The sequence below is a fragment of the Larkinella ripae genome (assembly GCF_054780775.1).
Window position 1 is genome coordinate 15,815 of record NZ_BAAGVR010000026.1, and the last position, 24,863, is coordinate 40,677.

General features: G+C 47.5%; 21 protein-coding genes and 1 tRNA gene. 12 read left to right on the forward strand and 10 right to left on the reverse strand.

The genetic code is table 11. The features are described 5' to 3' along the window. The first annotated feature begins 161 nt into the window (after positions 1-161). The gene (locus ACYVHX_RS21075) at positions 162-590 is read left to right on the forward strand and encodes a hypothetical protein (protein ID WP_460673669.1); all 429 of its coding nucleotides are present in this window, start codon (positions 162-164) and stop codon (positions 588-590) included. A 73-nt stretch (positions 591-663) separates the two neighbouring features. Here the strand turns inward: ACYVHX_RS21075 and asnS are convergent, their stop codons facing one another. Next, positions 664-2,118 carry an asparagine--tRNA ligase gene (asnS, locus tag ACYVHX_RS21080; protein WP_460673670.1) on the reverse strand — a complete coding sequence of 485 codons (1,455 nt, stop codon included), beginning with the start codon at positions 2,116-2,118 and terminating at the stop codon, positions 664-666. A gap of 258 nt (positions 2,119-2,376) precedes the next feature. Here asnS and rpoN point away from each other — a divergent pair, with 258 nt between their 5' ends. The 4 genes from rpoN (at position 2,377) to ACYVHX_RS21100 (ending at position 5,731) form a co-directional block, all read left to right on the forward strand. Beyond that, the gene (gene rpoN, locus ACYVHX_RS21085; RefSeq protein WP_460673671.1) at positions 2,377-3,834 is read left to right on the forward strand and encodes an RNA polymerase factor sigma-54; all 1,458 of its coding nucleotides are present in this window, start codon (positions 2,377-2,379) and stop codon (positions 3,832-3,834) included. 135 nt (positions 3,835-3,969) lie between these two features. After that, positions 3,970-4,599, forward strand: coding sequence for a hypothetical protein (locus ACYVHX_RS21090; protein WP_460673672.1), 630 nt, complete (start codon positions 3,970-3,972; stop codon positions 4,597-4,599). 191 nt (positions 4,600-4,790) lie between these two features. Next, a complete protein-coding gene (locus ACYVHX_RS21095) occupies positions 4,791-5,585 on the forward strand; it encodes an enoyl-CoA hydratase/isomerase family protein (RefSeq protein WP_460673673.1) in 795 nt (264 codons plus the stop codon). Between the two features lie 72 nt (positions 5,586-5,657). Continuing rightward, positions 5,658-5,731: transfer RNA gene (locus ACYVHX_RS21100), tRNA-Arg, on the forward strand. A gap of 656 nt (positions 5,732-6,387) precedes the next feature. Here the strand turns inward: ACYVHX_RS21100 and ACYVHX_RS21105 are convergent. Together ACYVHX_RS21105 and ACYVHX_RS21110 are read right to left on the reverse strand one after the other, a co-directional pair. After that, complete coding sequence (locus ACYVHX_RS21105; RefSeq protein WP_460673674.1) at positions 6,388-7,923, reverse strand: hypothetical protein; 1,536 nt, start codon at positions 7,921-7,923, stop codon at positions 6,388-6,390. Between the two features lie 400 nt (positions 7,924-8,323). Beyond that, positions 8,324-8,713 carry a DUF1398 domain-containing protein gene (locus ACYVHX_RS21110; RefSeq protein ID WP_460673675.1) on the reverse strand — a complete coding sequence of 130 codons (390 nt, stop codon included), beginning with the start codon at positions 8,711-8,713 and terminating at the stop codon, positions 8,324-8,326. 919 nt (positions 8,714-9,632) lie between these two features. Between ACYVHX_RS21110 and ACYVHX_RS21115 the strand changes: the two genes are divergently transcribed. Together ACYVHX_RS21115 and ACYVHX_RS21120 are read left to right on the forward strand one after the other, a co-directional pair. Next, positions 9,633-10,181: a hypothetical protein gene (locus ACYVHX_RS21115; protein WP_460673676.1), complete on the forward strand. Its 549-nt coding sequence runs from the start codon at positions 9,633-9,635 to the stop codon at positions 10,179-10,181. An 88-nt stretch (positions 10,182-10,269) separates the two neighbouring features. Beyond that, on the forward strand, positions 10,270-10,704 hold the full coding sequence (locus ACYVHX_RS21120; protein ID WP_460673677.1) for a RidA family protein: 435 nt from the start codon (positions 10,270-10,272) through the stop codon (positions 10,702-10,704). 336 nt (positions 10,705-11,040) lie between these two features. On the opposite strand, the gene ACYVHX_RS21125 is transcribed toward ACYVHX_RS21120, so the two are convergent. From ACYVHX_RS21125 to ACYVHX_RS21140, 4 genes are all read right to left on the reverse strand, one after another. Beyond that, positions 11,041-11,502 (reverse strand): hypothetical protein, encoded by a 462-nt coding sequence (locus ACYVHX_RS21125; RefSeq protein ID WP_460673678.1) that lies wholly within the window; start codon positions 11,500-11,502, stop codon positions 11,041-11,043. Between the two features lie 85 nt (positions 11,503-11,587). Then, positions 11,588-12,457, reverse strand: a complete 870-nt coding sequence (locus ACYVHX_RS21130) for a transglutaminase family protein (RefSeq protein ID WP_460673679.1) — start codon at positions 12,455-12,457, stop codon at positions 11,588-11,590. A gap of 203 nt (positions 12,458-12,660) precedes the next feature. After that, entirely contained in the window at positions 12,661-13,743 is a 1,083-nt protein-coding gene (locus tag ACYVHX_RS21135) for a fatty acid desaturase family protein (protein WP_460673680.1), read from the reverse strand. Between the two features lie 9 nt (positions 13,744-13,752). Beyond that, positions 13,753-14,085: a winged helix-turn-helix transcriptional regulator gene (locus ACYVHX_RS21140; protein ID WP_460673681.1), complete on the reverse strand. Its 333-nt coding sequence runs from the start codon at positions 14,083-14,085 to the stop codon at positions 13,753-13,755. Between the two features lie 806 nt (positions 14,086-14,891). On the opposite strand from ACYVHX_RS21140, the gene ACYVHX_RS21145 reads away from it, so the two are divergent. The 4 genes from ACYVHX_RS21145 to ACYVHX_RS21160 all read left to right on the forward strand — a co-directional run bounded on the left by ACYVHX_RS21145 (position 14,892) and on the right by ACYVHX_RS21160 (position 19,548). Further along, positions 14,892-15,206 (forward strand): hypothetical protein, encoded by a 315-nt coding sequence (locus ACYVHX_RS21145; protein WP_460673682.1) that lies wholly within the window; start codon positions 14,892-14,894, stop codon positions 15,204-15,206. A 1,251-nt stretch (positions 15,207-16,457) separates the two neighbouring features. Continuing rightward, positions 16,458-17,357 (forward strand): bestrophin family protein, encoded by a 900-nt coding sequence (locus ACYVHX_RS21150; RefSeq protein WP_460673683.1) that lies wholly within the window; start codon positions 16,458-16,460, stop codon positions 17,355-17,357. 639 nt (positions 17,358-17,996) lie between these two features. Further along, on the forward strand, positions 17,997-18,566 hold the full coding sequence (locus ACYVHX_RS21155) for a hypothetical protein (protein WP_460673684.1): 570 nt from the start codon (positions 17,997-17,999) through the stop codon (positions 18,564-18,566). Positions 18,567-18,675: 109 nt separating this feature from the next. After that, positions 18,676-19,548 carry a DNA/RNA non-specific endonuclease gene (locus tag ACYVHX_RS21160; RefSeq protein WP_460673685.1) on the forward strand — a complete coding sequence of 291 codons (873 nt, stop codon included), beginning with the start codon at positions 18,676-18,678 and terminating at the stop codon, positions 19,546-19,548. 406 nt (positions 19,549-19,954) lie between these two features. On the opposite strand, the gene ACYVHX_RS21165 is transcribed toward ACYVHX_RS21160, so the two are convergent. Continuing rightward, positions 19,955-20,281, reverse strand: coding sequence for a hypothetical protein (locus ACYVHX_RS21165; protein ID WP_460673686.1), 327 nt, complete (start codon positions 20,279-20,281; stop codon positions 19,955-19,957). Between the two features lie 81 nt (positions 20,282-20,362). Between ACYVHX_RS21165 and ACYVHX_RS21170 the strand changes: the two genes are divergently transcribed. Then, positions 20,363-21,484 carry a heme-binding protein gene (locus ACYVHX_RS21170; RefSeq protein ID WP_460673687.1) on the forward strand — a complete coding sequence of 374 codons (1,122 nt, stop codon included), beginning with the start codon at positions 20,363-20,365 and terminating at the stop codon, positions 21,482-21,484. A 1,032-nt stretch (positions 21,485-22,516) separates the two neighbouring features. Here ACYVHX_RS21170 and ACYVHX_RS21175 read toward each other — a convergent pair. After that, positions 22,517-23,755, reverse strand: a complete 1,239-nt coding sequence (locus ACYVHX_RS21175; protein WP_460673688.1) for a tyrosine-type recombinase/integrase — start codon at positions 23,753-23,755, stop codon at positions 22,517-22,519. A 670-nt stretch (positions 23,756-24,425) separates the two neighbouring features. After that, on the reverse strand, positions 24,426-24,743 hold the full coding sequence (locus tag ACYVHX_RS21180) for a phage antirepressor KilAC domain-containing protein (protein WP_460673689.1): 318 nt from the start codon (positions 24,741-24,743) through the stop codon (positions 24,426-24,428). Positions 24,744-24,863 lie beyond the last annotated feature (120 nt).

Here is a 24,863-nt window from a genome sequence, read left to right on the forward strand (position 1 = left end):
CGTCGTACCAGAAAGCGACCGCTTCCCCAAATTTACTACGAAATGGCTTGCCGCAGGAGAGCATTTCCCTGATAACCCATTGGCGTTAAGAATAATTTAATTTTGCATCAAAATAATAATACTTTACCTTCCATTTGACAAACCAATTATCACACTAGACCATGAAAAAAATCCTGTCTCTGTTGCTCGTATGCCTGAGTCTGACGATTGCCTCCGCTCAGACCGCCACCGAAACGAAAACCGCCAAAAAGGATGCGAAAGCGACCAAAGTCGAACGCAATCCGGATGGAACCTTCAAGAAAGCCGATCAAACTGCCCAGAAAACGGATAAACCAGAACGGAACCCCGACGGAACCTTCAAAAGCAAGGCCGACAAGGCAGCCATGAAGGACGATAAAAAAATGGCGGACAAGATGGCCAAACCTGACAAAGTCGAAAAAGAGGTAAAAGCCGTACCCGAAGATTACAAGGCGGCTATTGACAAAAGTCAGAAAGGCCCCGCTGGCGAAACGGTGTATACCGGCCCCCGCGGTGGAAAATACTACATCACCAAAGCCGGCAACAAGCGGTATTTAAGCAGTAGTAAATAAAAGAAGAAGGAAAAGAGAGGAATGGAGGAGGGAGTAGGTTTCTTTCCGTTCCTTCTTCCATTCCTCCTTTTTCTTAAAATTCTGCGCTTTTGGGGGTACGGGGGAACGGAATGACGTCCCGGATGTTGCCCATGCCGGTCACGAACAGCACCAGCCGCTCGAAGCCCAGACCAAAACCGGCGTGCGGAGCCGACCCAAACTGACGGGTTTCGAGGAACCACCAGATGTTGGCCGGATCGACGCCCACCTCCTCAACCCGCGCCATGAGTTTTTCGTAATTGTCTTCGCGCTGCGAACCGCCAATGATTTCGCCAATGCCCGGAAACAGCACGTCCATGGCCCGGACGGTGGGGCCGGGAGCCGCATCCGAAGGTTCGTCCTGTTTCATGTAGAACGACTTGATTTCGCGCGGGTAATTGGTCAGGATCACCGGTTTTTTAAAGTGTTTCTCGACCAGAAACCGCTCGTGTTCCGATTGCAGGTCGATGCCCCAGCCGACCGGATACTGGAACTTTTTTTCTTTGTGCGGTTTTGATTGCAGCAGAATCGCAATGGCTTCGGTGTAGGTCAGGCGCTGGAAATCGTTGTTGACCACAAACGCCAGTTTTTCGAGCAGCGGCATCGGACTGCGTTCGGCCTGCGGTTTTGCTTTTTCCTCGTCGGCCAGGCGGTTTTCCAGAAACTTCAGATCGTCGGCGCAGTGTTCCAGCGCGTAGCCGATGACGGATTTCACGAAGTCTTCGGCCAGGTTCATGTTGTCTTCCAGTTCGTAGAAGGCCATTTCCGGCTCAATCATCCAGAATTCCGCCAGGTGGCGCGTGGTGTTAGAGTTTTCGGCCCGGAACGTTGGCCCGAACGTGTAGATTTTGGACAGGGCCAGCGCGCCCAGTTCCCCTTCCAGTTGCCCCGAAACCGTCAGGTTGGTTTCGCGACCGAAAAAGTCCTGTTTATAGTCGATAGCGCCTTCTTCCGTCCGGGGCGGTTTTTCCATGTCCAGCGTTGTCACGCGGAACATTTCGCCGGCGCCTTCGGCATCCGAAGCCGTGATGATGGGCGTGTGCAGGTAGAAAAAACCGTTGTCGTTGAAGTACTGGTGAACGGCAAACGCCAGGGCGTGGCGAATCCGCAGCACGGCGCTGAATGTATTGGTGCGCGGGCGCAGATGGGCGATTTCCCGCAGAAATTCCAGGGAATGTTTCTTGGGCTGCAACGGGTATTTTTCCGGATCGGCGGGCCCGTAAATGTGAATGTCCGTCGCTTTCACTTCGACTTTCTGGCCCGAGCCCTGCGACTCAATGAGGGTTCCGGTGATGGCCACACAGGCGCCCGTCGTCACCAGCCGGATGGTTTCTTCACTGAACTGCCCTGGTTCGGCAACGGCCTGGATGTTATGGATGGTGGAACCGTCGTTGATGGCAATGAAAATGGCATTTTTACTTTCCCGCTTGGTACGAACCCAGCCTTTGACCGTGATGGTGTGCCCGGTTGTTTCCGACGCGAGTAGTTGTTTGACAGGTAGCAGACTCATTCTGAAACGTAAAAAGTGAAAGACGGTGCAAAGGTAAGGCATTCGGGGAAATATGACGTAATTGTTGCAAAAGACGAAAACCGAATACTAGAAAGTTTTATTTTTAATTGACTAATTGTCAGACCCTACCATTCAATTTTAACGAGCCTTTGTAGAACGTAAAACATTTTTATTTAAAATTGGTCTGGAATTTGATAGGCGCGTACCACAAAGCCCCGGGTCAGGAGTTTGTGGTCCGCGAATTTAGTTTCGTACTTTATGCAAAGACTCAGCCTTACCCAATCGCTCCAGCAAAAGCTGTCACCGCAACAGATTCAGTTTATCAAACTGTTGCAAATTCCGACGGCCGAACTGGAAACCCGCGTTGAAGAAGAATTAGAAATTAATCCGGCGCTGGAAGAGGGACTCGATACCGACTATGACGAACCAAGCTCCGACGACCCGTTTTCGGACGACTACAACGATGACGACTACAAGGAGCGGAATGACGAGGTAGATCTGGGAAGTTATCTGAACGAAGATGACTACAACGGGTATAAAATGCAGGGCGACGGTAATTACAACGAGGAAGAGCGCGAAATGCCGGTGGCTAACCGCTCAACCCTGACCGACACCCTCATGCAGCAATTCGGCTACCTGAATCTCGACGAGCGGCAGGAAGTCATTGGAATGCAACTCATTGGCAGCATCGAAAACGACGGGTACATCCGGCGGTCGATGCAGGCCATCGTCAATGATCTGGCGTTTTCGCACGGCATTTTTACCGATACCGACGAGCTGGAAACCGTCCTGAAACGCGTTCAGACCTTTGATCCGCCGGGCATTGCCGCCCGTTCGTTGCAGGAGTGTCTGCTGCTGCAACTGCAACGGAAAGACCCCGCCGACCCGGCGGTTCCGCTGGCGATCCGGATCATCGAAGATCTGTTCGAAGAGTTCTCCAAAAAGCATTACGACAAAATCCAGAAGCGCCTGAACATCAACGAGGACCAGCTCAAGAAAGTCATCACCATCATCACCAAACTGAACCCAAAACCGGGTTCGGTGGAAGGCGAAGACGGGGCGGTTCAGTACCTGATTCCGGATTTTATCCTGACCAACAACGGGGGCAAAATTGAACTGACGCTCAACTCGCGCAACGCGCCCGAACTCCGCATCAGCCGCTCGTTTGCCGAGATGCTGGATACCTACGAGAAAAGCGACAAGAATAACCGCTCGCTGAAAGAAACCGTCTCTTTTGTCAAACAGAAACTCGATGCGGCCAAGTGGTTTATCGACGCCATCAAACAGCGCCAGGCCACCTTGCTGAAAACGATGAACGCCATCGTGAAATTCCAGTACGATTTTTTTCTGGAAGGCGACGAAACCAAGCTCCGGCCCATGATTCTGAAGGACATTGCCAACCTGATCGACATGGACGTTTCGACGGTTTCGCGCGTGGCCAACAGCAAGGCGGTGCAGACGGAGTTCGGCATTTACCCGCTCAAATACTTTTTCTCGGAAGGCATTGCGACCGATTCGGGTGAGGATGTCAGCAGCCGCGAAGTGAAAAACATTCTGAAGGAATTTATCGACCACGAACCCAAAGGCAACCCGCTCTCGGACGATAAGCTCGAGAAAATGCTCAATGAGCGCGGCTACAACATTGCCCGCCGAACCGTTGCCAAATACCGGGAACAACTGAACATTCCCGTTGCGCGGCTGCGGAAGCAATTGTAAACCTTTTTCGGTTTACGCCCGGCCATCAATACGGTTTTGAAGCCTCCATGCGTTCATGTCATTGAGCTTTCTTATTTTTGCGGAATGATTGATGAGGAACGGTTGACTGAAAACCGAGAACCAAGCACTGAACCTGTGAGCATCACGCTGGCCCGCGTCCTGTCGGCGGTTTTTCATCCGCTGCTGATGCCCACGTTGCTGTTCAGCATCCTGCTGTTTGTCGCGCCGGGCTCACTGGGCGTCGACACCTACGGGCTGGCCTTTAAACTGAGTTTGCTGGTATTGATCGCCATCTGTACCTTTCTGGTCCCGGCCTTTCTGATCTTTTTTCTCTACCGAACGGGTTTTGTCCGCAGCCTGCACATGGAGGAGCTGCACGACCGCCGGGTGCCGTATTTCATGACCGCCCTGCTCTACACGACCACTACCCTATTCTTTGCGTTTCAATTTTCCAACGCGGTTCCGGAAATCGGGATTGTGCTGGGCAGCATTACGGTGTCGGTTACGCTGGTGGGCTTGATTAGCCTGTTCTGGAAAATCAGCGCCCACAGCGTCGGCATCAGCGGCATGGTGGGCGCCCTGGTGGCGGTTGCCATCAAATCCGGTGAGGTCAGTCTGCTGTATCCGCTGCTCGCCCTGATCGTGCTGGCGGGTTTGCTGGCCAGCGCCCGACTCCGCCTGAACGCTCACACGCCCGCGCAAATTGCCGCCGGAATGGGTCTGGGTCTGCTGGTTAGCATCACGACGGTTTTGTTACTGGTTTGAAAGCGGTTTACGGTTTTCAGTATCCGGTTTTCGGCGTTCGGTGTTTACTATTCAATTACCCGGATTGACTCGGTTTTTTTAGAGTAACCAATGAATTATGACGATTGAATCGCGAATATTGAATAACAAACATTGAATGGCGAAAACCGAATACCGAATACTGTAAACTGAAAACCGTAAACCCTTTTACCATGTACGAACACCTTCTCTTTGGTATTGCGGACGGTATTTGTCGCATTACACTCAACCGGCCCGAGGTTTTCCACGCGTTGAATCCGGCCCTGATTCGGGAGATTACGGGCGCTATTGAAGCCGCCGGTGCCGACGAAACCGTGCGGGTGGTGGTGTTGACGGGGGCCGGTGATAAGGCTTTTTGCTCCGGAGCCGACTTGAAAGAAGCCGCCGGGCAGCTACAGGGCGCAGGCGGTTTTTCGATGGGTGACCTCCTCAGGACGACCTATCACCCGATGGTTCGAGCCATCCGAAACCTGCCAAAACCGGTGGTCTGCCGCCTGAACGGGGTGGCTGCCGGGGCGGGTTGTTCGCTGGCGCTGGCCTGTGACGTGGTGATTACCACCGACGAAGCTTACCTGTCGTTGCTGTTCGTCGGGATCGGTTTGATGCCTGACGCCGGATCGACGTTTTTCCTGCCCCGGTTGGTGGGTGCCCAAAAAGCGTTTGAGCTGTGCAGTACCGGTCTGCGGGTCTACGGCCCGGAAGCCGCACAACTGGGGCTGGTGACGCGCTCGGTTCCGGCTGCGGAATTGGATGCGGCCGTCGCCGAGACGGTTGGCTATTACGCTCAGGCCCCCACGCAAGCTATCGGTTCGATGAAATTAGCCCTGAATCAGTCCTTGTACACGGATCTGGACACGCAGCTGGAGCAAGAAGCTCACTATCAGAACCAATTGGGCCAGTCGCGGGATACCGCTGAAGGAATTATGGCTTTTTTACAGAAGCGGAAGCCGGTTTTTCGGGGGAAATAAGACAGAAAATTCCGGCTGGTCGTTTGAATCTTATCTTTTTTAGTTTACTTTTGCAGTCCCAACACGGGAAATGCATTCGTAGCTCAATTGGATAGAGCACCTGACTACGGATCAGGAGGTTTGGGGTTCGAATCCCTACGAGTGCACGTTGATTATCAGCCACTTACAATATTGTAGGTGGCTTTTTTGTTTTATGCTGCAATGCAACTTGCAATACATCTATAAAAAGAGGCAGTTTTGGGATCAGGTGCATCTACCGGTACTTATTGTTTTAGCTTCCTACTCGGATTTGTAATGGACATTCCGACCAGTATAAATCTGACTCAACTGCAAATAAATTTATCTAAAAGCGCAGGATGACTTCCCGGCAAAACCGGCAAAAGTAATTGTGATTCCTGACACTTTTTGCAATTAAATCACGGATGGTATCTGAGGCACATATTTTGACCTTCCAGTATTGACTACAAAAGCAGGTATAAAATGGGCTAAAGCAACAAAATTTTATCTAAGAGCGTAGGGTGACTTACCGGCAAAACCGGCAAAAGTTAGAATTAAGAAGATCCGGCTCAGCTTATTGAGCAGTTAAATAAGGCCCGGTTTGTCACATCCACTAGCAAACAGTTCCACGCCATGCAGGTGCAATGACTCCGAAAGCAAACTGAAATGGCAAAAAATAATTGAGAAAAATTAGACTGACTTACTGACAAAACTGACAAGCAGAATTTCCAACGTATCACCGTTCAAGAAAAAGAGGGGCCTGATGCCCCTCTGATTTCTCCTGTTTCAATCGCCTTTTTATCCTTTAATCGTATTGATCGTGATAGGCTGTATAAATGACTGAACAGCCTCCTTTAGCCGCAATTTTCTGATCTAGCTTGCCCCATAAATTCATTGCTTCTAGCTGAGCCAGGGTATAGTTGAACTTAAGGCTTTGATAGACCTCGCTCTGGGCATGGCTTTTGCCTTCTGCTTTATCCTTACAATGCTGTACCATTAAGTAGAGCGATAAATACTTAATGGCTAGCTGCTCGGGGTTCCGGCTTAAGTGCTTATCAACGATCTCCAAAGAAATCCCAGAACCAAACCATTCGGTAAAGGTGGATTGAGAAATCAGAAACTCATGAATGGGAATCGATGGGTCACGCAATTTAGCAATATAGGGATCATCGCCGTTGGGCAGGTAAAGGCCATCGGCCATAAACCAGGCCTGCGCGTGATTTTCCCCTCTCACCAGTTGCACCGGAACATTGATGGTGCGCAGGATCGCCCGTAAAAAGCCCACAGTACCCCAGCAGCCCGCCGTCCAGTGCCGTTTGCCGAAAACAGGCACGTTTGGATCGATAGTTCCGTTCAGGATGCGGATGATCGGAGGATAGCCCCGGTACCGCCAGATGTCCTCGGCATTTCCTGCCGTTGGCGGGCCCTCAAAATGCATCAGATTGGATCGGCACCAGTCCAGCAATCGGTGTGTTGAGTGGAGCCGGTTATTAGTAATCAGGCTATTATCCTTTAGAAACTTGTAGCTCCGCCACGGGGCAGAAGGCGTCGCCCAGCCCTGATCGGAACGGATGAAGTAACCGGCGGGATCTGCCTGCCACCAGAACATATCCCGGCTATCAAAGAGTTGGCCTAATTGATCGACCGGATAATTCAGCACCGACCAGCCCACTAGCTTCTTGATTTCAACTACCAGCGACTGGGCCACACTGGCCTTGTAGTATGCCCAGGCATCGGCAGCGGATAATACGGTGTAAAAATAGGCATTGTCCGTCCTTGATAATTGATTGGTGGGCACATCAGCCACCGCAATGGAATTACCTTCCCAACACTTGACAAAGGCGATCCAGAGTTCGATTTGCTGCAAGCCACTCCAGGACGGCCAGGAACGGGTGCCGGTTGGTTCCTGCCAACTGATGCTGTTGGCGATCCGCGGATGAGCAATTAGCCAATCAAACAGGTCCGGCATTTTCGGCGCTTCAGGCCGCTGCATAGTCCAGCTGTCGATCTGTTTACGGTTAAGCTCGAACGCCTGGGGCCGTTCCACCCGCAGCAGATCGTTGATAAAAATTACCTCGGCTAACGTGATGCCCGATACGGTTTCGGCTTCATTGCGGTCGTATTGAAAGATCAGGTCAAATTTGCCCGATCGGTTTTTGGAAACCGTAAAGGTGGTAATTTTCGATTTTCCTGTAAACAGTGACGAAGGCTCGCCAGGGCGCTCATTCGCTCCGATTCGGGCCGCGCTCGGAGCCGCAAATTCCTGTTTAGGGAGAAGATCAGATTTTTCACAGGCCATCAGGAGCCAAATAAGGCCCAGCACTAAAAAAATACGTTTCATGATGTGTATTTGTTGTTTTATTTATTGCTGGGGCGAAGATAGGCAACCCTTTGGCGGGGAGTGAAGAAAGCAGGAATAGAAGCGACCAAAGCAGCGAATAGAGTGATCAAAAGTGTGTAGAAGCGGTCCAATTAGGGAATGGTAAACCAGGCAGACGAATCTAAACAGCGAAGTGCAATTGAAGGACGCAGATTAACAACACTTCAAAAATCTACAAAACATCTCAGAGATGAAGCGTTCAGCAATGGTTATTTTCTGGACGTTGATTTCTTGTCTGAGTTAATGGATTGCCCACTCCTAATAAATCAGGTCGGAATTGGGAAGAAAGAGCGTTATCATCAATCACACGTTTTGCTGCCGGTTTAAAGAGAATCTAGACCGACAACAAAACCTAATTTACTTAAGAAGGGATTTCTTCAACCAGAATTTCGTTACCGGCTCTATCATAATACGTGCAAGTCATCATCACTATGTCAACGATCCATTTTTCGATGCCAGATTTAGCGCACTCCTTACAAAACGTGTAATAGTCGGTTTTACCCTGCTGGTGCGCTTTCAAATCGGCCTTGAACTGGTCAATATCAGAGGAGTCAGCAACGGATAAAGGGGTATATTTTGCGGGTGATTTCACCAGTTGATCGTTGGCCCCTTGATAGTCAGTGTGGCCGTCGGTCACAAATGATTCATAATTAGTAACGCCCAAGACTTTTATTTCCTGAATGTAAGCCGGGAAGTCAGCGCCGGATTTAACTTGGCTGTGCGCTTGCTTGATTTGGTCAGAAGTAAACATTGTTTTTGCCTTTGTGAAATGATTGGTTGATTTCGTGCCATCCTGCTTAAGCCTGACGTAATGACTGATGAATTGGTGAGTAGAATGTTCAGGCTTTTGCGTCAGATGGCAAGACAAAAGTATCTTGGCGAAAAGCCTGGTAATTGTAAAAAATCGTTTTCCTATTATGAAGCCCTAAAAGTGCTCAGTTGCCTGGTCAGCAGGAATCAACTGAGCGCGCAGCTTGTAAATGAAATTTATGAATGCTAACCAAACAAAATCCCCCGCCTGGATCGGGCCAAACGAGGGATAACATATCAATGTAAATTAAGAGGTAAAAGTAAGCAATTATTTAATCTGATAATTTCAATAGGTGATTACAGAATTTAGAAGAAATAATTAGACAATAGGGTGATACTAACTAAATGATTACTTGTCAACTAATTGACTATAGTTGAAAAATAACAGTATAATTCTTCACTTTTAGCCGTTTAATCATACCTCCGTTTTTTGGATAGTTTGGTTAACGCAACTCCCACTCAATGGGAGAAGGTAAAATTACCTTTTTAAAATCGCCCTTCCTGTGTCTGAATCGAGATTTGCCCGCCCCGAAGGTAAATTTATCTTTGAACCCAATACCAGATACTCCGGTAATGCCCCCTTGCGCTGCTGGTCGCGTTTCAAATATAACAAAGTCTACCTTTTAAAGGTGATTCTGGCACACATTTAAAGCCTGAGTTCGCCAGCGTTGATTCTATCAATTCATACTGATAGACACCGATTTCAGAAAATCCGCAGGTCATTGCCTGGCGGTACCTAACCGATTGCTGAAAAGCCGATTTCGGACGGATGAAAGCCACAATTTGATAAACTAGTATACTATTTGCGGTTTTCTGTAATTTGGGCAACATAGCGGTACTTATAAAACAGAAAATTTAGGATGAATAATGAGTTACGTAAACTTTTTATAGCTGATCAGGAGGAACGATTGAATCACCCAGAGGTTGATACAGCTGAATATCGCTCCTTACGAAAACGTGACAAAGAACGACGCAAGCAGGTACAAATAATGATTGAAGAAAGGCAGGTGATTACTGCTCAAGATTACTATCACGCTGCCTTAATTTTTCAACACGGAGACACTGTAGATGAAATTTGGTCTGCACACCTATGGGCCTTGAAAAGTGTTGAATCAGGCAACCATGCGGGCAAATGGCTAGCCGTGGCTGCTTTAGATCGTTGGTTTATATACCAAGGAAAGCCTCAAAAATATGGCACTCAACTTGTCCCTGACGGTGTTCGTTATCGATTATGGGACGTTGATCCCAACACTACGGACGAAGAACGAGCGCAATGGAACGTTCCTATACTATCCGAGATGGAGTTTCGAGCGATACAGTTAACCTCTGAAAACAAAGGCAAAATACCATCAATGGAGGGCGCTCCTGAATGGTTAAGAAAAGCGGTCAAAAGATGGAAAGAATGTTGACATATATAATAATTCGAAGGTGTACTTCTAATCAGAAACGGTCTTTTTCTATCTATAATTTCTTAACATAATTCACACGTATAAACTCATGAAAATTATATTGTTTCTATTTTTTGCTTCTACAACCTTCATCTGCTATTCGCAAAACAATAGCTTTAAAAAAGAAAAATGGCATTGGGATACCCCTTCCAAACAAGATACTACCGCCGGATATGTACAGGTATTAAAAGTAGACAACGTTCTATACATTTCGGGCGCAGTGGCAACAAACGTTACACCAGATGGAATAGGACAAGTTTATCAGGCTTTGGCAAAATCGTTAAAAAGTTATGGCGCGACTTTTCAAAATGTAGTAAAAGAAAATTTGTACACTACGGATATTGAAGCAATGAAAACATACAACTCCGTAAGAAAAGCTTTTTATAATGGAGATTTTCCAGCGGCAACTTGGGTTCAGGTATCAAGACTTTACATGAGTGAAGCAAAATTGGAAGTCGAGTTAATTGCCCATCTGCCAAAATAAAACTGGAAATTTAATTTTCTGACCATGGTGCAAGGATCGCTATTTGGCCTAATCCCGCCGTTCTATAATTGCCCGAATCGGTTTGTACTTTTCATTCTTCTTATCCCTCCCCGCCAGTTCCAGTAGCAATTTCAGCACCTGCCTGTAGTCCTCCCGGTGTAGCACCAATGATATACTGACTTCAACGCCCTGCCGGGTTTCAACGCCGACTTCGGGTGGAATCAGTTTATAATCCTGCCAGGTGCAACCTGGCAGGAGTGACCTAAAACAAAAATAATTTAGAAAAAATAGATTGACTTCCCCAGAAAATTCCTGCGGAACTGGAGGAATCTTACACTAAGCATGATAGGCTTCCACTTCATAAACCAATCGTTTAATATGGTGTTTCAGGTAGATTCGTTGATCATCGATGAAAAACGCCAACTCGTCGTCGTAGTCCGTGGTAAAAAAACTGCCATTGGCAAAATAACCATTGCCTCGATCAAAGTAGCGGTTGAGTCGGCTGTTTGGTAATTGGCTGAGTAGGTCAGCAACCTGTTCAGGAAAGCAGGAGCGCATCCACCTAATCAGAGAGGTAATATCCTGAACCTTTCCATGGACCCCTACTGCTTCGGTAAAATCAATTTGCTGGCCTGCAGCCCGGGAGTGCCGCAATAAATCATCGACGGTCATGATCAGTTCGCCAAAGGGGGCTTTCCAAAGATCCGTTTCGCTGGAATCCCGGTGAAAGGCAGGTGAATCCATGAGTTCATGGACCCGGTGCAGGCAGCTTTTCATCTGCTCGGTGATAACATTCATATTAATGGGTGAAATTAGCAATTGCACTGCTGACCAGCAGGCAGATAATGGTGAAAAAACTGCCCCAGACGGCTAGGATGCTTCCTTAGGATAGCCGAGCCAGGGTCGTATGGTGGGTTAAAAGAACATCACTGACATCACTGGTACCCGTTACGGGCGCTGCCGCTGACGGTAGTGAAGTACTGGCCAGCGGAATGTGACCTTCGGTGACCAGCATCCCCGAGGTAGGATCAAGACCAATCCAGCCTGCTCCGGGGATGTACACTTCGGCCCAGGCGTGCAAAGCCGCTGAGTTTTCGGCCGTAAACGGGGTAGCCGGTTCATCGGCAGCCACCTGAGCCAGATAGCCCGACACAAAGCGGGCGGCTAAGCCTAACTGCCGCAGAATCTGTACTAGCAGCCAGCCCGAATCCCGACACGAGCCTGTTGCCTGATGCAGAGTTTCTTCAGGGGTTTGTACGCCCGCTTGTAGGCGTTCCTGGTAGGTAATGGCCTGATAAAGCTGTTGGTTAAGCTGGATCAGAAAGCCCACTGTGTCACGCCGGGTTCGATCAATCCGGCGGAGCCACTCGCATAAAAAAGGCCCGGGCGTCGAACTTTGCAGATAAGGTGCCAGATCGCTTTTAAGTGGGGCGTCATAGTCGAACGGAAACGATGCGGCTTCCGGATCCACGAAGAAGTCGAATGGATTAACCGGTTCCAGGCTAGCCTCAATTCGAACCTTGATGATCAAGCTTTGCACCGCCTCAGAGAAATCGACCCGGGCTATAAAATTGCCAAAGGGGTCCTGTTGCCAGTGAAGTTCGTGACCTTTCGGTTCGACCGTGAGCAAATACGATTCAATGACGGCCTTGGTATGAGCGGCTGGTTTGAGCCGGATCAGGTGGGGCGACAGAAAAACCATTCGATCATAGTCGTACTGGGTATGGTGATCGAGAGCGACGTGGATTGCCATACTGGTAAATAAAAATGAATACCCTTTTTCAAAAAACCACCGTGCTTACCGGGCAAATTTGCCGTATCGACCCTCACACCATAACCCTGGTCAGGCTCTTTTCTGGAAGATTGATCAATCGTGGGGCCGATGAAAAATTTCAACGGATGGCCTTCGAACATTTGCCTTCCAGACCCGGTTGTCGGCTGGCTTTCCTATGCGGATCAAGCCTCAGAACGCCTACCTAACTGTTTCAGGAGCCGATAATGGGATTGAAGCGCCGAAAAAAACGTGGGATTCTCCAGGTAAGGCAGATCAAAATCATGGGCGGTCTGCTTCACAATGGCGGTAATAGCCGGGTAGTGAATATGGCAGACTTTCGGAAACAGGTGGTGTTCAATCTGACGGTTCAGTCCCCCGCAGAAAAAAGCCGCCAGGGCCGAACGGGGAGCGAAATTAGCCGTTGTCCGGAGTTGGTGCACCGCCCAGGCCTCCCGAATCCCTATGCCTGTAGTCGGAACCGGAAACAAAGTACCTTCCACCACGTGGGCTAACTGAAAAACCAACCCCAGCACCAGACCTTCTACCAGATGCATGGTGATGAAACCAAGCGCGATCTGCCACCCGGTCAGGTCAAGGACCAGATAAGGCAGAATTAAGAAGAAAAAGTAGTAGGCGGCTTTGGTGACAAACAGCATGACGTATTCGCTTCGGGGGTGCGATGAGTTATCCTGTTGACCAATTGTTGATTTAAAGAATTTCAGGTAGTCTTTGGTAAACACCCAGGAGAGGGAGGCCAGCGAATACAACGCGAATGCATACCACTGCTGAAAACGCTGCCAGGGACGAACCGGCTCGTCGGGGTCGACCCGAATTAACCCCGGCGCAATTTCAATGTCTTCGTCGTGGCCGGGAATATTGGTGTAGGTATGGTGGACGACGTTGTGGGTAATTTTCCAGACATAGGGGTTGGCACCGGCTAAATAGAAGGTTGCTCCCAGCAGCCGGTTGACCCAGCCACGGGATGAAAAGGCGCCGTGCAGGGCATCATGGGAAATATTAAAACCGATGAAAGCAGTAAACATCCCCAGCCCGATGGCTAGAGCTAACAGGATCCATGGACCAAATTGATTGGATAGGATCAGACCGTAAAGTAGCCCGAAACCGCTCAAAAAGAAACCGGTTTTGATCCACATGGCGCTATTGGCGTGGGGTGAAAGGCCCCGCTCTTTAAAGTAAGCATCGACTCGCTGCCGGGCAGTAGAGAAAAACTGGGACCGGGTGGTATTATTGAATTTGAGTTGCATGAGTTAACGTCAAGTAAAAATCCGGCCGACTTCCAGTAATTGCCACAGCAAGGGCAAGGCTAATCGGCCTTTTTTGGTTAGTGTGTATTCGACCCGGGGCGGAATTTCAGCATAGACCTTGCGGTTTAAGACCTTCAGAGCCACGAGTGCTTTTAGCTCGCCCGCCAGCACTTTTTCACTGATGGCCGGCAAGTGCTCACGGAAATGAGTGAAGCGCAGTGTGCCTTCACCTACCCTTAGAATAATAAACAAGCGCCATTTTCCACTCACAATAGCCAGCGTTTTGCTGATGAGACTGTGATCAGCCTCGGCGGGCGGATTAGTTCGGTTCTTTTGGGGCATCGTAATGGATTTTGGACCAGGAACCGATTGTATTCAATCACCCACCGGGTTAAAGAGAATAAGGAAAAGGCAGTAAAAAACCTTATAGGTGCAACGATGAACTTGATTGTTAAAAATTAACAGGCATCGGTCGATCTTCGCCGGTGATAATGTGCAGAAAACGAAGCGTTAACAGGTAAGCTCCAATGCAATTCTAGAGCAGAGGTTATGAACTAACAACGTGGTAAGTAGACACGATAGTTCATCATGTCTGGAAAATAGTACAATACTTCAGGGTATTCAAAATAAAGACCGCTACCGGCAACTAAACTGAAAATAAACTGTTTGATAAGTAGCTACACCTCTTCGACGGCCCCTTATCCCTCCTTCACCGGGTCGACCGTTAATCTGTCATAGCGCTTTATTACTGCTTACTGGCGAATTCCATTTTGGATGTGCCTGACAGGAATACCTCAACGCGTTGAGATATTCTATCCATTTGTATAAGACAAATGCAACATCTTAAATTTTAGCAGCTATGGTATTATTACCTTTTCAAACTATAACATCCCCTCCTGTATTAACATGGGCTTTGGGCATTATTGGCGATTGGCGAAAAATCTTTCGCCCTGTCGTCGACCAGAAACAACCAGTGCTTGAAAAACGCGGATCAGGTATGAATTCATGGCACCACTTTCTTTCGTTGGTGACTATTTGGTGGACAAATAGTTCCCTGAGCTAAAATTCAGTTGCTGACTTTAGAATGGAATTGATCGAGTACCGTACAGAAACGCAATAGAATGCCTTTTCACTTCTGCCAAGTTACCATGCTAATCAACTTGAGTTTTTTTGTCTATGACGATGCCGGCCGTCACTCGTACCACCGCCTTCACGCCGATACAGCCGTGAGTTCTTTGGCAGGATTTAAGTTTGGTCAACCGTTAAGTATTACCGAGCAATTTGAAGATAGTACAGCGAAAAATTATGTAGTAGCGGATCTGCCATTTAGAAAAGCCCGCAATAGCAATTTGCCCGGTTTAGGACAAGCTTTTGATATTTATTTGGCCCTTGAGGAAAAATGGAATGAATTTATGCCCCCTTATTTCCCGTCAGATAACCCCTTGTATGGCCCTACCCTGTAAAAACAATTACGTTAATTTAATTCAAGGCTATGAAACTATTACTTAAGTGGGCAATCGGTGAGCTAACCAGCCGAAATCGATTGCGGAAAATCAGATATTGGGTGAAATAAATCACGCAGGACGTAGCTCCGTCGAGCTACTATTTTATAATAAAAACCAGCCGGAACAGGGAGCTGTTGAGTTAATACTAGTTCAGGGTAGTTCTGCCCGGCAAGAAAACCAGGATAGAGAGGTATTCACCTGTAGAGTGTCCACTTTAATGGAGTTGGCCGAAGGGGCAACCAAAAGCCGTGAACATCAAACTGTCCAAAATTTTAACTCCACCCAGGAGGTCATTGATTGGCTTCAGGCTGATCGTGTCTAATCTTTTGTGTTTAAACCTGACTGAAATGTTAAAAATGACCCATAAGCAGCGTCGAAATGTAACGCTTCGCCCCATTCCATCAGACAAAATGCCTTATCTGGTACGTGGTATGGCCTCCACATTATTGCATTTAACCTACGAGCAGGCCGGTAAACGAACTGATTTAATTCCACAATTCATACGAACATCGTTAAAAGTAGAGGGTACCCAATTATGACCATTTTCTTTGATTCTCTGTTTATCCAAACAAAAAATGGATTTGTGTGCCGGGTTGCAGTCCAAATCCCGGGTCTGAAAGTTCCGCTTCAGCAAGGTGAAAACACGGATGCGGTTGAAGCCGCAGGCATTAATATATACCAATGGGTTGGCAGAAGGTTGGATGTGTCTGTTCGAGCCGGCGTTCATGCGATCACCGGACTTTCATACTAAATGTTAGCGTAGAGCAATCCCTGGCTTTATAGTGGACCTTTAAAAATGGGGAGGTGATATGGCCCTATCAATCCGACATGATCAGGATGCAGCCATACCGTTTCTTCCTTTTGAACCAATCCATGGATGGGATCCGCCGGATCTGAGGGATTTTCCACCCCTATTGTTTTACGAATGGCTTTTAAGCAATAGCAAACCTGATACCGGCGAAACGTGTTGCTGGCCCCTATGCGCATAGGTTTAGAGAAGCTAGGCCGGCGGCTAAAAAGATAGAAGTCGGGAAAAAGACTTTAGGTGAATTTTTCCTGTCAGCTACTAACAATCTAGACACTTGGTTGGAAAACAAGTAAAAATCCATTGAAAAACTTCCGGATGCCGGGCAGTTTATGGGGAGAGGTGGCTAATTCATAACCCATACTATTCGAAAGAACCTCCATCCTCTTTTATTAACTAAATTGATGCTTCTTAATAAAAAAATTTCCATTGCCTTTTTTATCCGCAACATCCGACGGGAGGCTTTTTTTGTTTTTCTGTTTGCAAACCTGATTGTCGTCATCAAGCTGGTTTTCAATCTTTGGTTTCTGATTATTCCTATAGCTATTCCAGTTCTACTCGGTACTTGTATTGCGCTTTTACTGGCCTTCCGCACCAATCAATCTTATGAGCGATGGTGGGAAGCCCGTATCGCCTGGGGGGCTATTACCAACGACAGCCGCAGTTTCATCCGTCAACTTCAAATGTTCGTCTCAGGCGGGCCGGATAGAGAGGCCGTTATTCAAACGTTTATTCAGCGGCATTGTGCCTGGTGCTATGCCCTAGGCGATAGGCTGCGTGGGCAGGATGTTACCGCACGCTTAGAGGAATTTCTTAGTGTGGACGATGCCCGGCGTATTAGTAAAGCAGCTAACATACCAAATGCTTTGCTTCTTGATCATGGTTTGGCCGCTCGTAATCTCTATGATAATGCGCAACTAACCGATTATCAGATGGTTCAGCTTAGCAACACAATGAATAATTTAACAGATTCGATGGGCCGGTGCGAACGAATAAAAAACACAGTTTTTCCTCGTACGTATACGTTCAACATGCAGGTATTCATCTACCTCTTCACAGCATTATTACCTTTCTGCTTCGAAGCCGATCTTTATTTCTTGGATGTGCCGTTGGTTACGCTTATCTCCTGTGCCTTCATTTTAATTGAAAAAAGTGCAATACAGTTACAGGACCCCTTTGAAAATCAGCCTACTGATACCCCGGTAACGACCATTGCTCGTACGATTGAGATTGATCTCAAGAGCATGGCTGCCTACGCAGTTATTCCTGAAAGATTGGTGCCTCAGGACTATTACTCCTGCTGAACATCCGATTTGGAAAACTCCTTTTTAGATTTGCCAATCGGCTGACTTTATTAATTACTGCCAGCATTCAGTTTGTAAAGGTCGATATAATTATTAGTAGCTGATTACTAACAGTTTATTTTTTGCTCTCCACATAGTAGGTTTTTTTGGCACAAATAGAATAGCCAGGTGGTATCCACCTGGCTATTGCGTGCTTATACTCAATTAATTCTACTTATACCTACGAACACTCTGGCTTTATGGTTTTTGCTGTAAACTGAGGATTTGGCCCATGAAAATAGCCAGACGGCTTGCCTGGCTATTCGAACACTCTCTGTGTATTTCTCCTCTTCCATATCCACGAACCATTAACAGGCTGTGGAAGAGGAATGTTTTAGAAATAGCCGGGCGGTGATGCTGCCCGGCTATTTGGCCGTTTTTCACACAAAATATTTAAACTCCCTGACCAGAGGGTGGCAGCAGAAAATGAAGACTTGGGGCAAAAGATGATCTTCTACCATTCCCTTATTCAGCCTTGAACTACCTCACTTGAGCGGCTGAACCCGTCTTTTTATCCTACCAGGCTGCCGCTGCTGATTTGGCTGTCGGGTTGCTTCCCATCTTTGTGGCATGTATCACCTTAAAACAACATGCTACCGAATGAAACGATTGCTTTTTGCCCTGCTGATGCTGGGTTCCCTGGCCGCCTGCCAGAAAGAAGATCAGGCCGTTGCTCCCCAAGTTCACTCTTCCGCCCGGACTGGTGCGGTTACGGCGGGGCCCATTACAGCTGGAACGGGTACAGGCTCTTCTAATCCCTGGACCAATAGCGGTCTGCCCAAGCCGAATGTGCCCCTGGAACGGATGGTGCCCTGGCCCCAGCCGGTCGCCGATTCCGTAACCAGACTGGTGACTATTTTCAATGGGGTTTGGCATCAGGAATTCTGCCCGCCATTGGCCTTCCCGGTAAAGGTCTTTTATAATGGAGCCTACAAAGGGCAGATTCATGGCTATCTCAATGGCAATATTACGTCAACGGTCTATCCTGATCGCCGGGGGCTCGTCGTTCGATTGCCCAAGAACATTGATTACTACATCGGCATTCTGGACAGCAAAGGCTATTACTACGAACAATTTAAAACTTCACCAAGTCAAGATCACGAATGGGTAATGCTTTCGGATGCTTCCCCCAATAAGTACTACTGGAAGCTGAAATATGGCCCGCAGTAAAGGAACACGGATCAGAATCAGCCCGGTCCGCAAGACCGGGCTTTTTTCGCTCTCATACGCGCTCAATAATAAATGCGTTAATTTGGGCAGAGAATGTCTAGTTATCCCCATGAACCGCATCGCTTTTTACCTATTGCTGCTTATCAATGTCTGGGCCTGCTCGAAAAAAGCGCAGCCGGAACCCGATTCTTACCTGCCCACTCGTAAGACCAATTTGGCCCTGGGCAACCCCAGTCATGCCAGTGTCAATCAGGAAACCAACTACCTCATCGAGCGGCCCGCTTACTCGCTCAGCTATAACCGCAGCACCAGCATCGCCAACTGGGTAAGCTGGCATTTGTCGGCCGCCTGGAAAGGAGCCGCCAAACGCTACGCCGGCAACTTCATTCCGGATCAATCGCTGCCCTCTGGTTGGTATCAGGCCCGGCATGCTGATTACACCAATACCGGCTTTGATCGTGGCCATTTATGTCCATCCGACGACCGCGACAGCACCGCCGAGGAAAACCAGTCGACGTTCATCCTGACCAATATCGTACCCCAGGCGCCCCGCCTGAACCGGGAAAGCTGGAATGGGTTGGAAGCCTATACCCGTAAGCTGATCAGCGAAGGCAACGAAGCCTACATCATTGCGGGTACTTATGGCCAAGGCGGAACGGGTGATAAGGGTAAGGTCAATACGTTGGCCGAGGGCAAGCTGACGGTTCCGGCGGCACTCTGGAAAGTGATTGTGGTGCTACCGGTGGGCAGTAATGATATCAACCGGATCGACGCTCAGACCAGGGTCATTGCGGTTTGGCTGCCTAACATCAATGCGGCCGGTGAGCAGCCCTGGAGTACTTACCGGGTCAGCGTTGATGAGATCGAGCGGATGACAGGGTATAATTTGCTGGCCAGTGTGCCAGACGCGGTTGAGCGGGAGATTGAAGAGATGTCGGACAAAGTGACCGTGCAGGCGGTGGAAACCGTGCTGGGCTGGTAAATCGATTCTAAGGAAAAGCGGCAACCATTCAACTTCCACTATTAAGCTGCTTTTAGGATTTCTTTCCAGTTGGCGCTTCCGATTGATATTGTTCTTTCCGCAGCCAGTCGGGAGCGGCTTCAGGAGCAGGCATGCGGTCAAACACCTTTTCCAGTTTGCCCTTCCTAGGATCGTGTCTCACCCCGGGGGCTTTTTTCTTGCCCCACAAAAATAGCCAGGCAGAAGCTCCACCTGACTATTGAAAATCTAACCCTTTACTCGGTTACGTCTGAATAACGCATCTCACTCCCGGATGCGGCGGAAAGTGAGGGTATGGGGCTGCTTTGTGGTTGGGGGGTCTTATAAGACATAAAAATAGCCAGACAGTTATCCGCCTGGCTATTTGATCGATATGCACAATGATCCCTCAATCTTCTTCACGCCAGATCAACTGCGTGTGCAAACGAAATGTTTTTAAAGAAGCCGGGACCGGAAAAGCCGTTTTGTGCGGGCCTCCAGTTCGATTCCCTCGACTGCCCAATGCAGCGGAATTATTCGCTAAAATGCTCTTTGAAGATGAAATAGAGCCAGTGTCCATCATTTGCCCACCCAGTTTCTCTAATGCGGAGAATGTAGAAAGCAGTTCTCCTCCTGCCCATGTGTTGCTATTATTGATTTCGGTGGAATTAAAGTTAACTCGATCCATATTGATGAATGGTTTTAGCGAATCAGCGATATTTTTAAACATTTTCAAGAGAAAAGGGTGTTTTTCCCATTGTGGTAGGCTCGTTCTATAAGTAGGTTTACTTGTATTTCTTACATAGAAAGATCACTTATGGATAAGGCTACTAAGGATAAAGACAAACAAGGTGACATTAGAACCCGTAAGTTTGGCGATGTCAACTTGCCCCCTAAGCGAGAAAAATTAACCAATCGAGAGGCTCCCTTACCCGAACAGCTTGGACCGCTCAAAGACCTATTAGGCGTCTGGACCGGAAAGGGTACAGGATGGAACATGATCGCGCTTCCGTTCCATAACGCTCCGCCTTCACCAGCAGGTTTTAAATTTCGGGTGCTGATGAATCAGTATGACGAAGAACTTCAATTCACCTTTGTCGACGACGATGTTCCTAATCGAGGTCTTCAGAGACCCGACGTTGTCGACGGCTTTGACCAAGCCGTTGTTACGCTTGATTATCAGCAGAAAATCGCGCAGACCATAGCGGAAGACAGACCTGACAGCAACGGTCTCGCGGGGAAGCCAGGACTACCCATCCACCACGAACCGGGCTTGTGGCTGTACGATAAGAATCGCAGGGCCAAAGATGATCAAATCAAGGGCGACCAAGTCACCCAAGTCGAACTTGATGTCGCACGACTGGCATCGATTCCACACGGAAACTCTGTTCTTGCCCTTGGTAAATCAGCTTATTTTAAAGGTATGCCGGAGATTCCACCTTTAAGTGGATTGCCATCAGGTCGCTTCGAAGACGTACTCACTCCAGATTACGACTTCAAGTCTGACCCTTATCTCGAGCCGTATAAGCATTATATTGATTTCCCTTTTAAGGGGACCTTCTCGGCCGTCCCTGGCTTTCCTGGATTCAGTCCCGCCGACATGAACGAATTACTTCGCTTCGCCAATAAAGACGTGACCATTGTTAAAACAACGACATTGACCGTCGACACGACCCGTAAGAGTGCCGGTATAACGAATGCTCCATTCTCGGTTCGAGAGGCTGAGCCAGTGAGCATGAAGTCGACATTTTGGATTCAGGAACTCGCCGAGAAGGATATAAACGGGAATCCAAGGATGCGGTTGCAGTACTCGCAAGTCGTCATGCTGCACTTTTTCCATCCCCGCGAGGACGAGTTTCCAGAACGAGCCGTCTGGCCGCACATCAGCATAGCCACCCTAGAGAAGATACCATTTAAATACGACCTGGTGTCAAGTTAATAAACTACTCTCGATCAGGGTATAACAAATCTGGTAGAGAGTCAAGCCATACCGCAAGGGTATGGCTTTTTTGCTACTCCTATGTGAAAAGTACCTGTTTAAATGTTTAAACAAATATCGGTTTTTTGGGCCGTTTAATCTGTAAATATGCAGTACTAAGGAATAGAAGAGATCCGGTGTTTACGGCAAGATGCCAACCACGTAGAAATATGATCTTTTATTTTCCTTCAAGGGTGTCCATTCAAGTGGACACCCTTTTGCCCCGCTCAAAATGTAATGTTTTGTACATTTTTATCATGTGCATGGTGATTTAGCAGAGGACCATAACTATTAGCTAAATTGTCGTATTATTAAACATCCGGACCCCGACTTTAAAACCTTGACTGCATGGGATACTTGAGAGCCCGAATGGTCGCCTGTTTAAACAAAACTTTGCTTGCATTATTCCTTTACCGCGTTGTGTTTTTATAACGTGGGTTTTACCCACATTAACGATTCAGCCTGCTATTGACACGAATCGATACCAGCATTATATTTACTGCATAATCGTCCCGAGTGGGACGGCTCAAAATTCGGCTAAGGGGTAGCTGTTGAGTTCACGTTTAACGGAACCAGCTTGCGCACCCGATGCCGAAAACTCTCTTCACTACCGGACTGCGAAGAGCTGAGTTCAAAATACAACTCAAGCCATGGCAGCCGAAAAACCGGCCCGTAAAGGGTCAGGCATTAAGCCCTCGCAGTCTAAAAAACAATCAAAAAGAAGTTACAGGATTCAAAATTTAGTTTTTCCAGACTCTTGGAATTAGCTGGTCCTTTCATCCGGTGTGCGGATTTTTTCTTACGAATTTTGATTTTCTTTAACCAGTAATGCGGCTCTGTAGGATTGACAAATAAGTGCAAGGGTGGCCTTGATACTACCCTTACACTTATTTGCTTGATTTAGTGGTCTTACTTTGTCCTTGTTCCGTCAAAGATTACCAAATGCTTCTGATTAGCAGGCCTCCCAATTTGGGAATAGAAAAAGCCACTTTACTACAGCATATTGGCGAATTTCATAACCTCGTCTTCTTCAAAAAGGGCCAGGTAGTTTTCCGTGGTAACAATACTGGTGTGGCCATAGCTATCGCTGATCATTTTCAGCGGAGTGCCTTTCCGCAGCATCGTAGTACCAAACGAATGGCGCGCTACATAGGTGGTTAAAGGAGAGGCAATGCTCAATTTCTGAGCAATCACTTTCATACTATTATTAACAATTTCTACTGCGTAGGAGCAGGCTCTTACCTTATCGGTCGGTGTTTCGGCGCTGTTATAGAACGGAAAAACATAACCGTTCCGGCAGCTTGGATTACCCTGACGTTCAATGACTTTCCAGGCTTCTGACCGAAGATAAACCCGAATAAAACGCGAGTTACTTTTGGTGGAGTGCTTGGTCTTTTGCCGGATAAATGTAAAATACGCCCCGTTTTCGTCAATATCGTTCCATCTCAATTGGCAGATATCAGCCATATTGATTCCCGACGAGTAATAGGTGAACAGCCAAAAATCAAGTGCTTTGCGTTCACGTTCGTTTTCGGGTTCATAGGTTTTGATCAGTTCCAGGTCACGGGCGCTTAGCGCCTTTTTAGGTTTTAGACCGGAAGGAATTACATATTTCCGGCGACCGAAAGGGTACACGGATCTATCAATGACATTTTTCGCAATTGCATCGTTAATAATGCATCGCAAACTTCTTAAATAGATCCCAACTGTCGTCGAGTTTGCTGGCTCTTCCTGGCCATAGGGTGATCGAGGAGCCCGCCCAAACTTTAACATCCACCGTTCGTAATGTTCCAAAAACGGGGGAGTAATATTCAAAAAGCTCAACGGAATCTCTTTTCCGCGAATCTGTAATTTGAAGTCGATTAACTTGATTGGCGATAAGGACCGTAAAAAGCGCTGGAGTGATCCGGAAAGATGCTTAAACTGATTAGCAGTTCGAATGCGGTCATTTAAATAAAGATCCTCGAACTTAAGATCCAGTGCCCGAAAAACATCTTGTCTAACTTTTAAATCAGGATCAATTCGTCCGTAATATTCTATTCCAAGCTTTAGTGATGCAAACGAAAAATCGGCCCCTAATTTATTGATGACATTCCGATACCGGTCCAGATAGCCTTCAACATGCTGACCCGCCATATCAAAATAGCCATATATTTCGCGATGGACGCGAATAATTTCCAGGTCCTTAACCCGATTATCCAGCAGAGGCCCTATTTTTTTAACCGTTGCCAAAAATCATTGGAAACTTTGATGCCAGTAGTATAAGGACGCTTTACACGCCTGTAAGTAACCCTAATTTTGATAATTCCCATATTGGGATCGGGCGTCTTCTTGGTATCAAACTCGACTCCCAGCGTAACTCTACTTTGCATCTTTTTTTAATTTATGTATCTGTTAATCCATGGGCGGCACCCGAAATGACCTGCTCTTATGGAAACTGTTTGATAATGAAACTGCCACGTTTTGCATACTACTAAACTAAAACCGTGCCGTTAAATTTTGATGATAGCCAATATTAAATACTTTAATATTAAGTTTTAAACTCTTTATTAGTAGCATATATTTGCGGTATATGCAAGATATTATTCTAATAACCAACATTTTAAATAGTGTTATGCATTTTAATGGTTATTAGTAATAGTAATATTTTATTGCTTAAAATAATTTTAAAATTTCCTTTCATCGCTAACAAATCAGGCCCTGAGTATCAGCAGGAATACGATTATGCCAACAAAATAAAGCACCAGTACTTTTCTGTCATGCCGCACCATCCACCAGTCAAACCAGATCAGGCAACGCTTAAATCTCATTTTGGTCCACGACTGACTTTCCTGCGGCTTCGTAGATTTTTGGGCGATAAGGGCAAGGTAAACGGCCGCCAACCGGCTAATTGCTCTGGTTCTCATTTTTTGGTTGACAGTTCAAGGTTTAATTGAGGAGCCAGACCGGTACCGGCCAGCCATTTTTTGATTTCACGCAGCCCCACCGGCGTCACGTATAGGGTGACGGTTTTGATCTCGATGGCATTTCGCCAGAAGAAATTCTCCTTGGTTTTAAACCAGCCGGCTTCGATGTACTTCGGATCGGGAATATTACTGCGGCCGTCGTGCTCGACGATCATTTCTTTTTGTAGCCAGCTAAATAAGGCCGGTCGGGTTAGACCCAGTTTTTTAGCGGCATCGGCCACGCTGATAGCGCCGAGATAGGTTTTTTGTGCCATGATTAGAGGTGGTGGTGTTTCATACCCCTTCCTGTTGGGAATACGGCAGAAACAGGGGTGAGAAGAGGAGTTTGAAGAATATTCCTTATTGGGCAGGATTTGCTAACGAGTGTTTATATA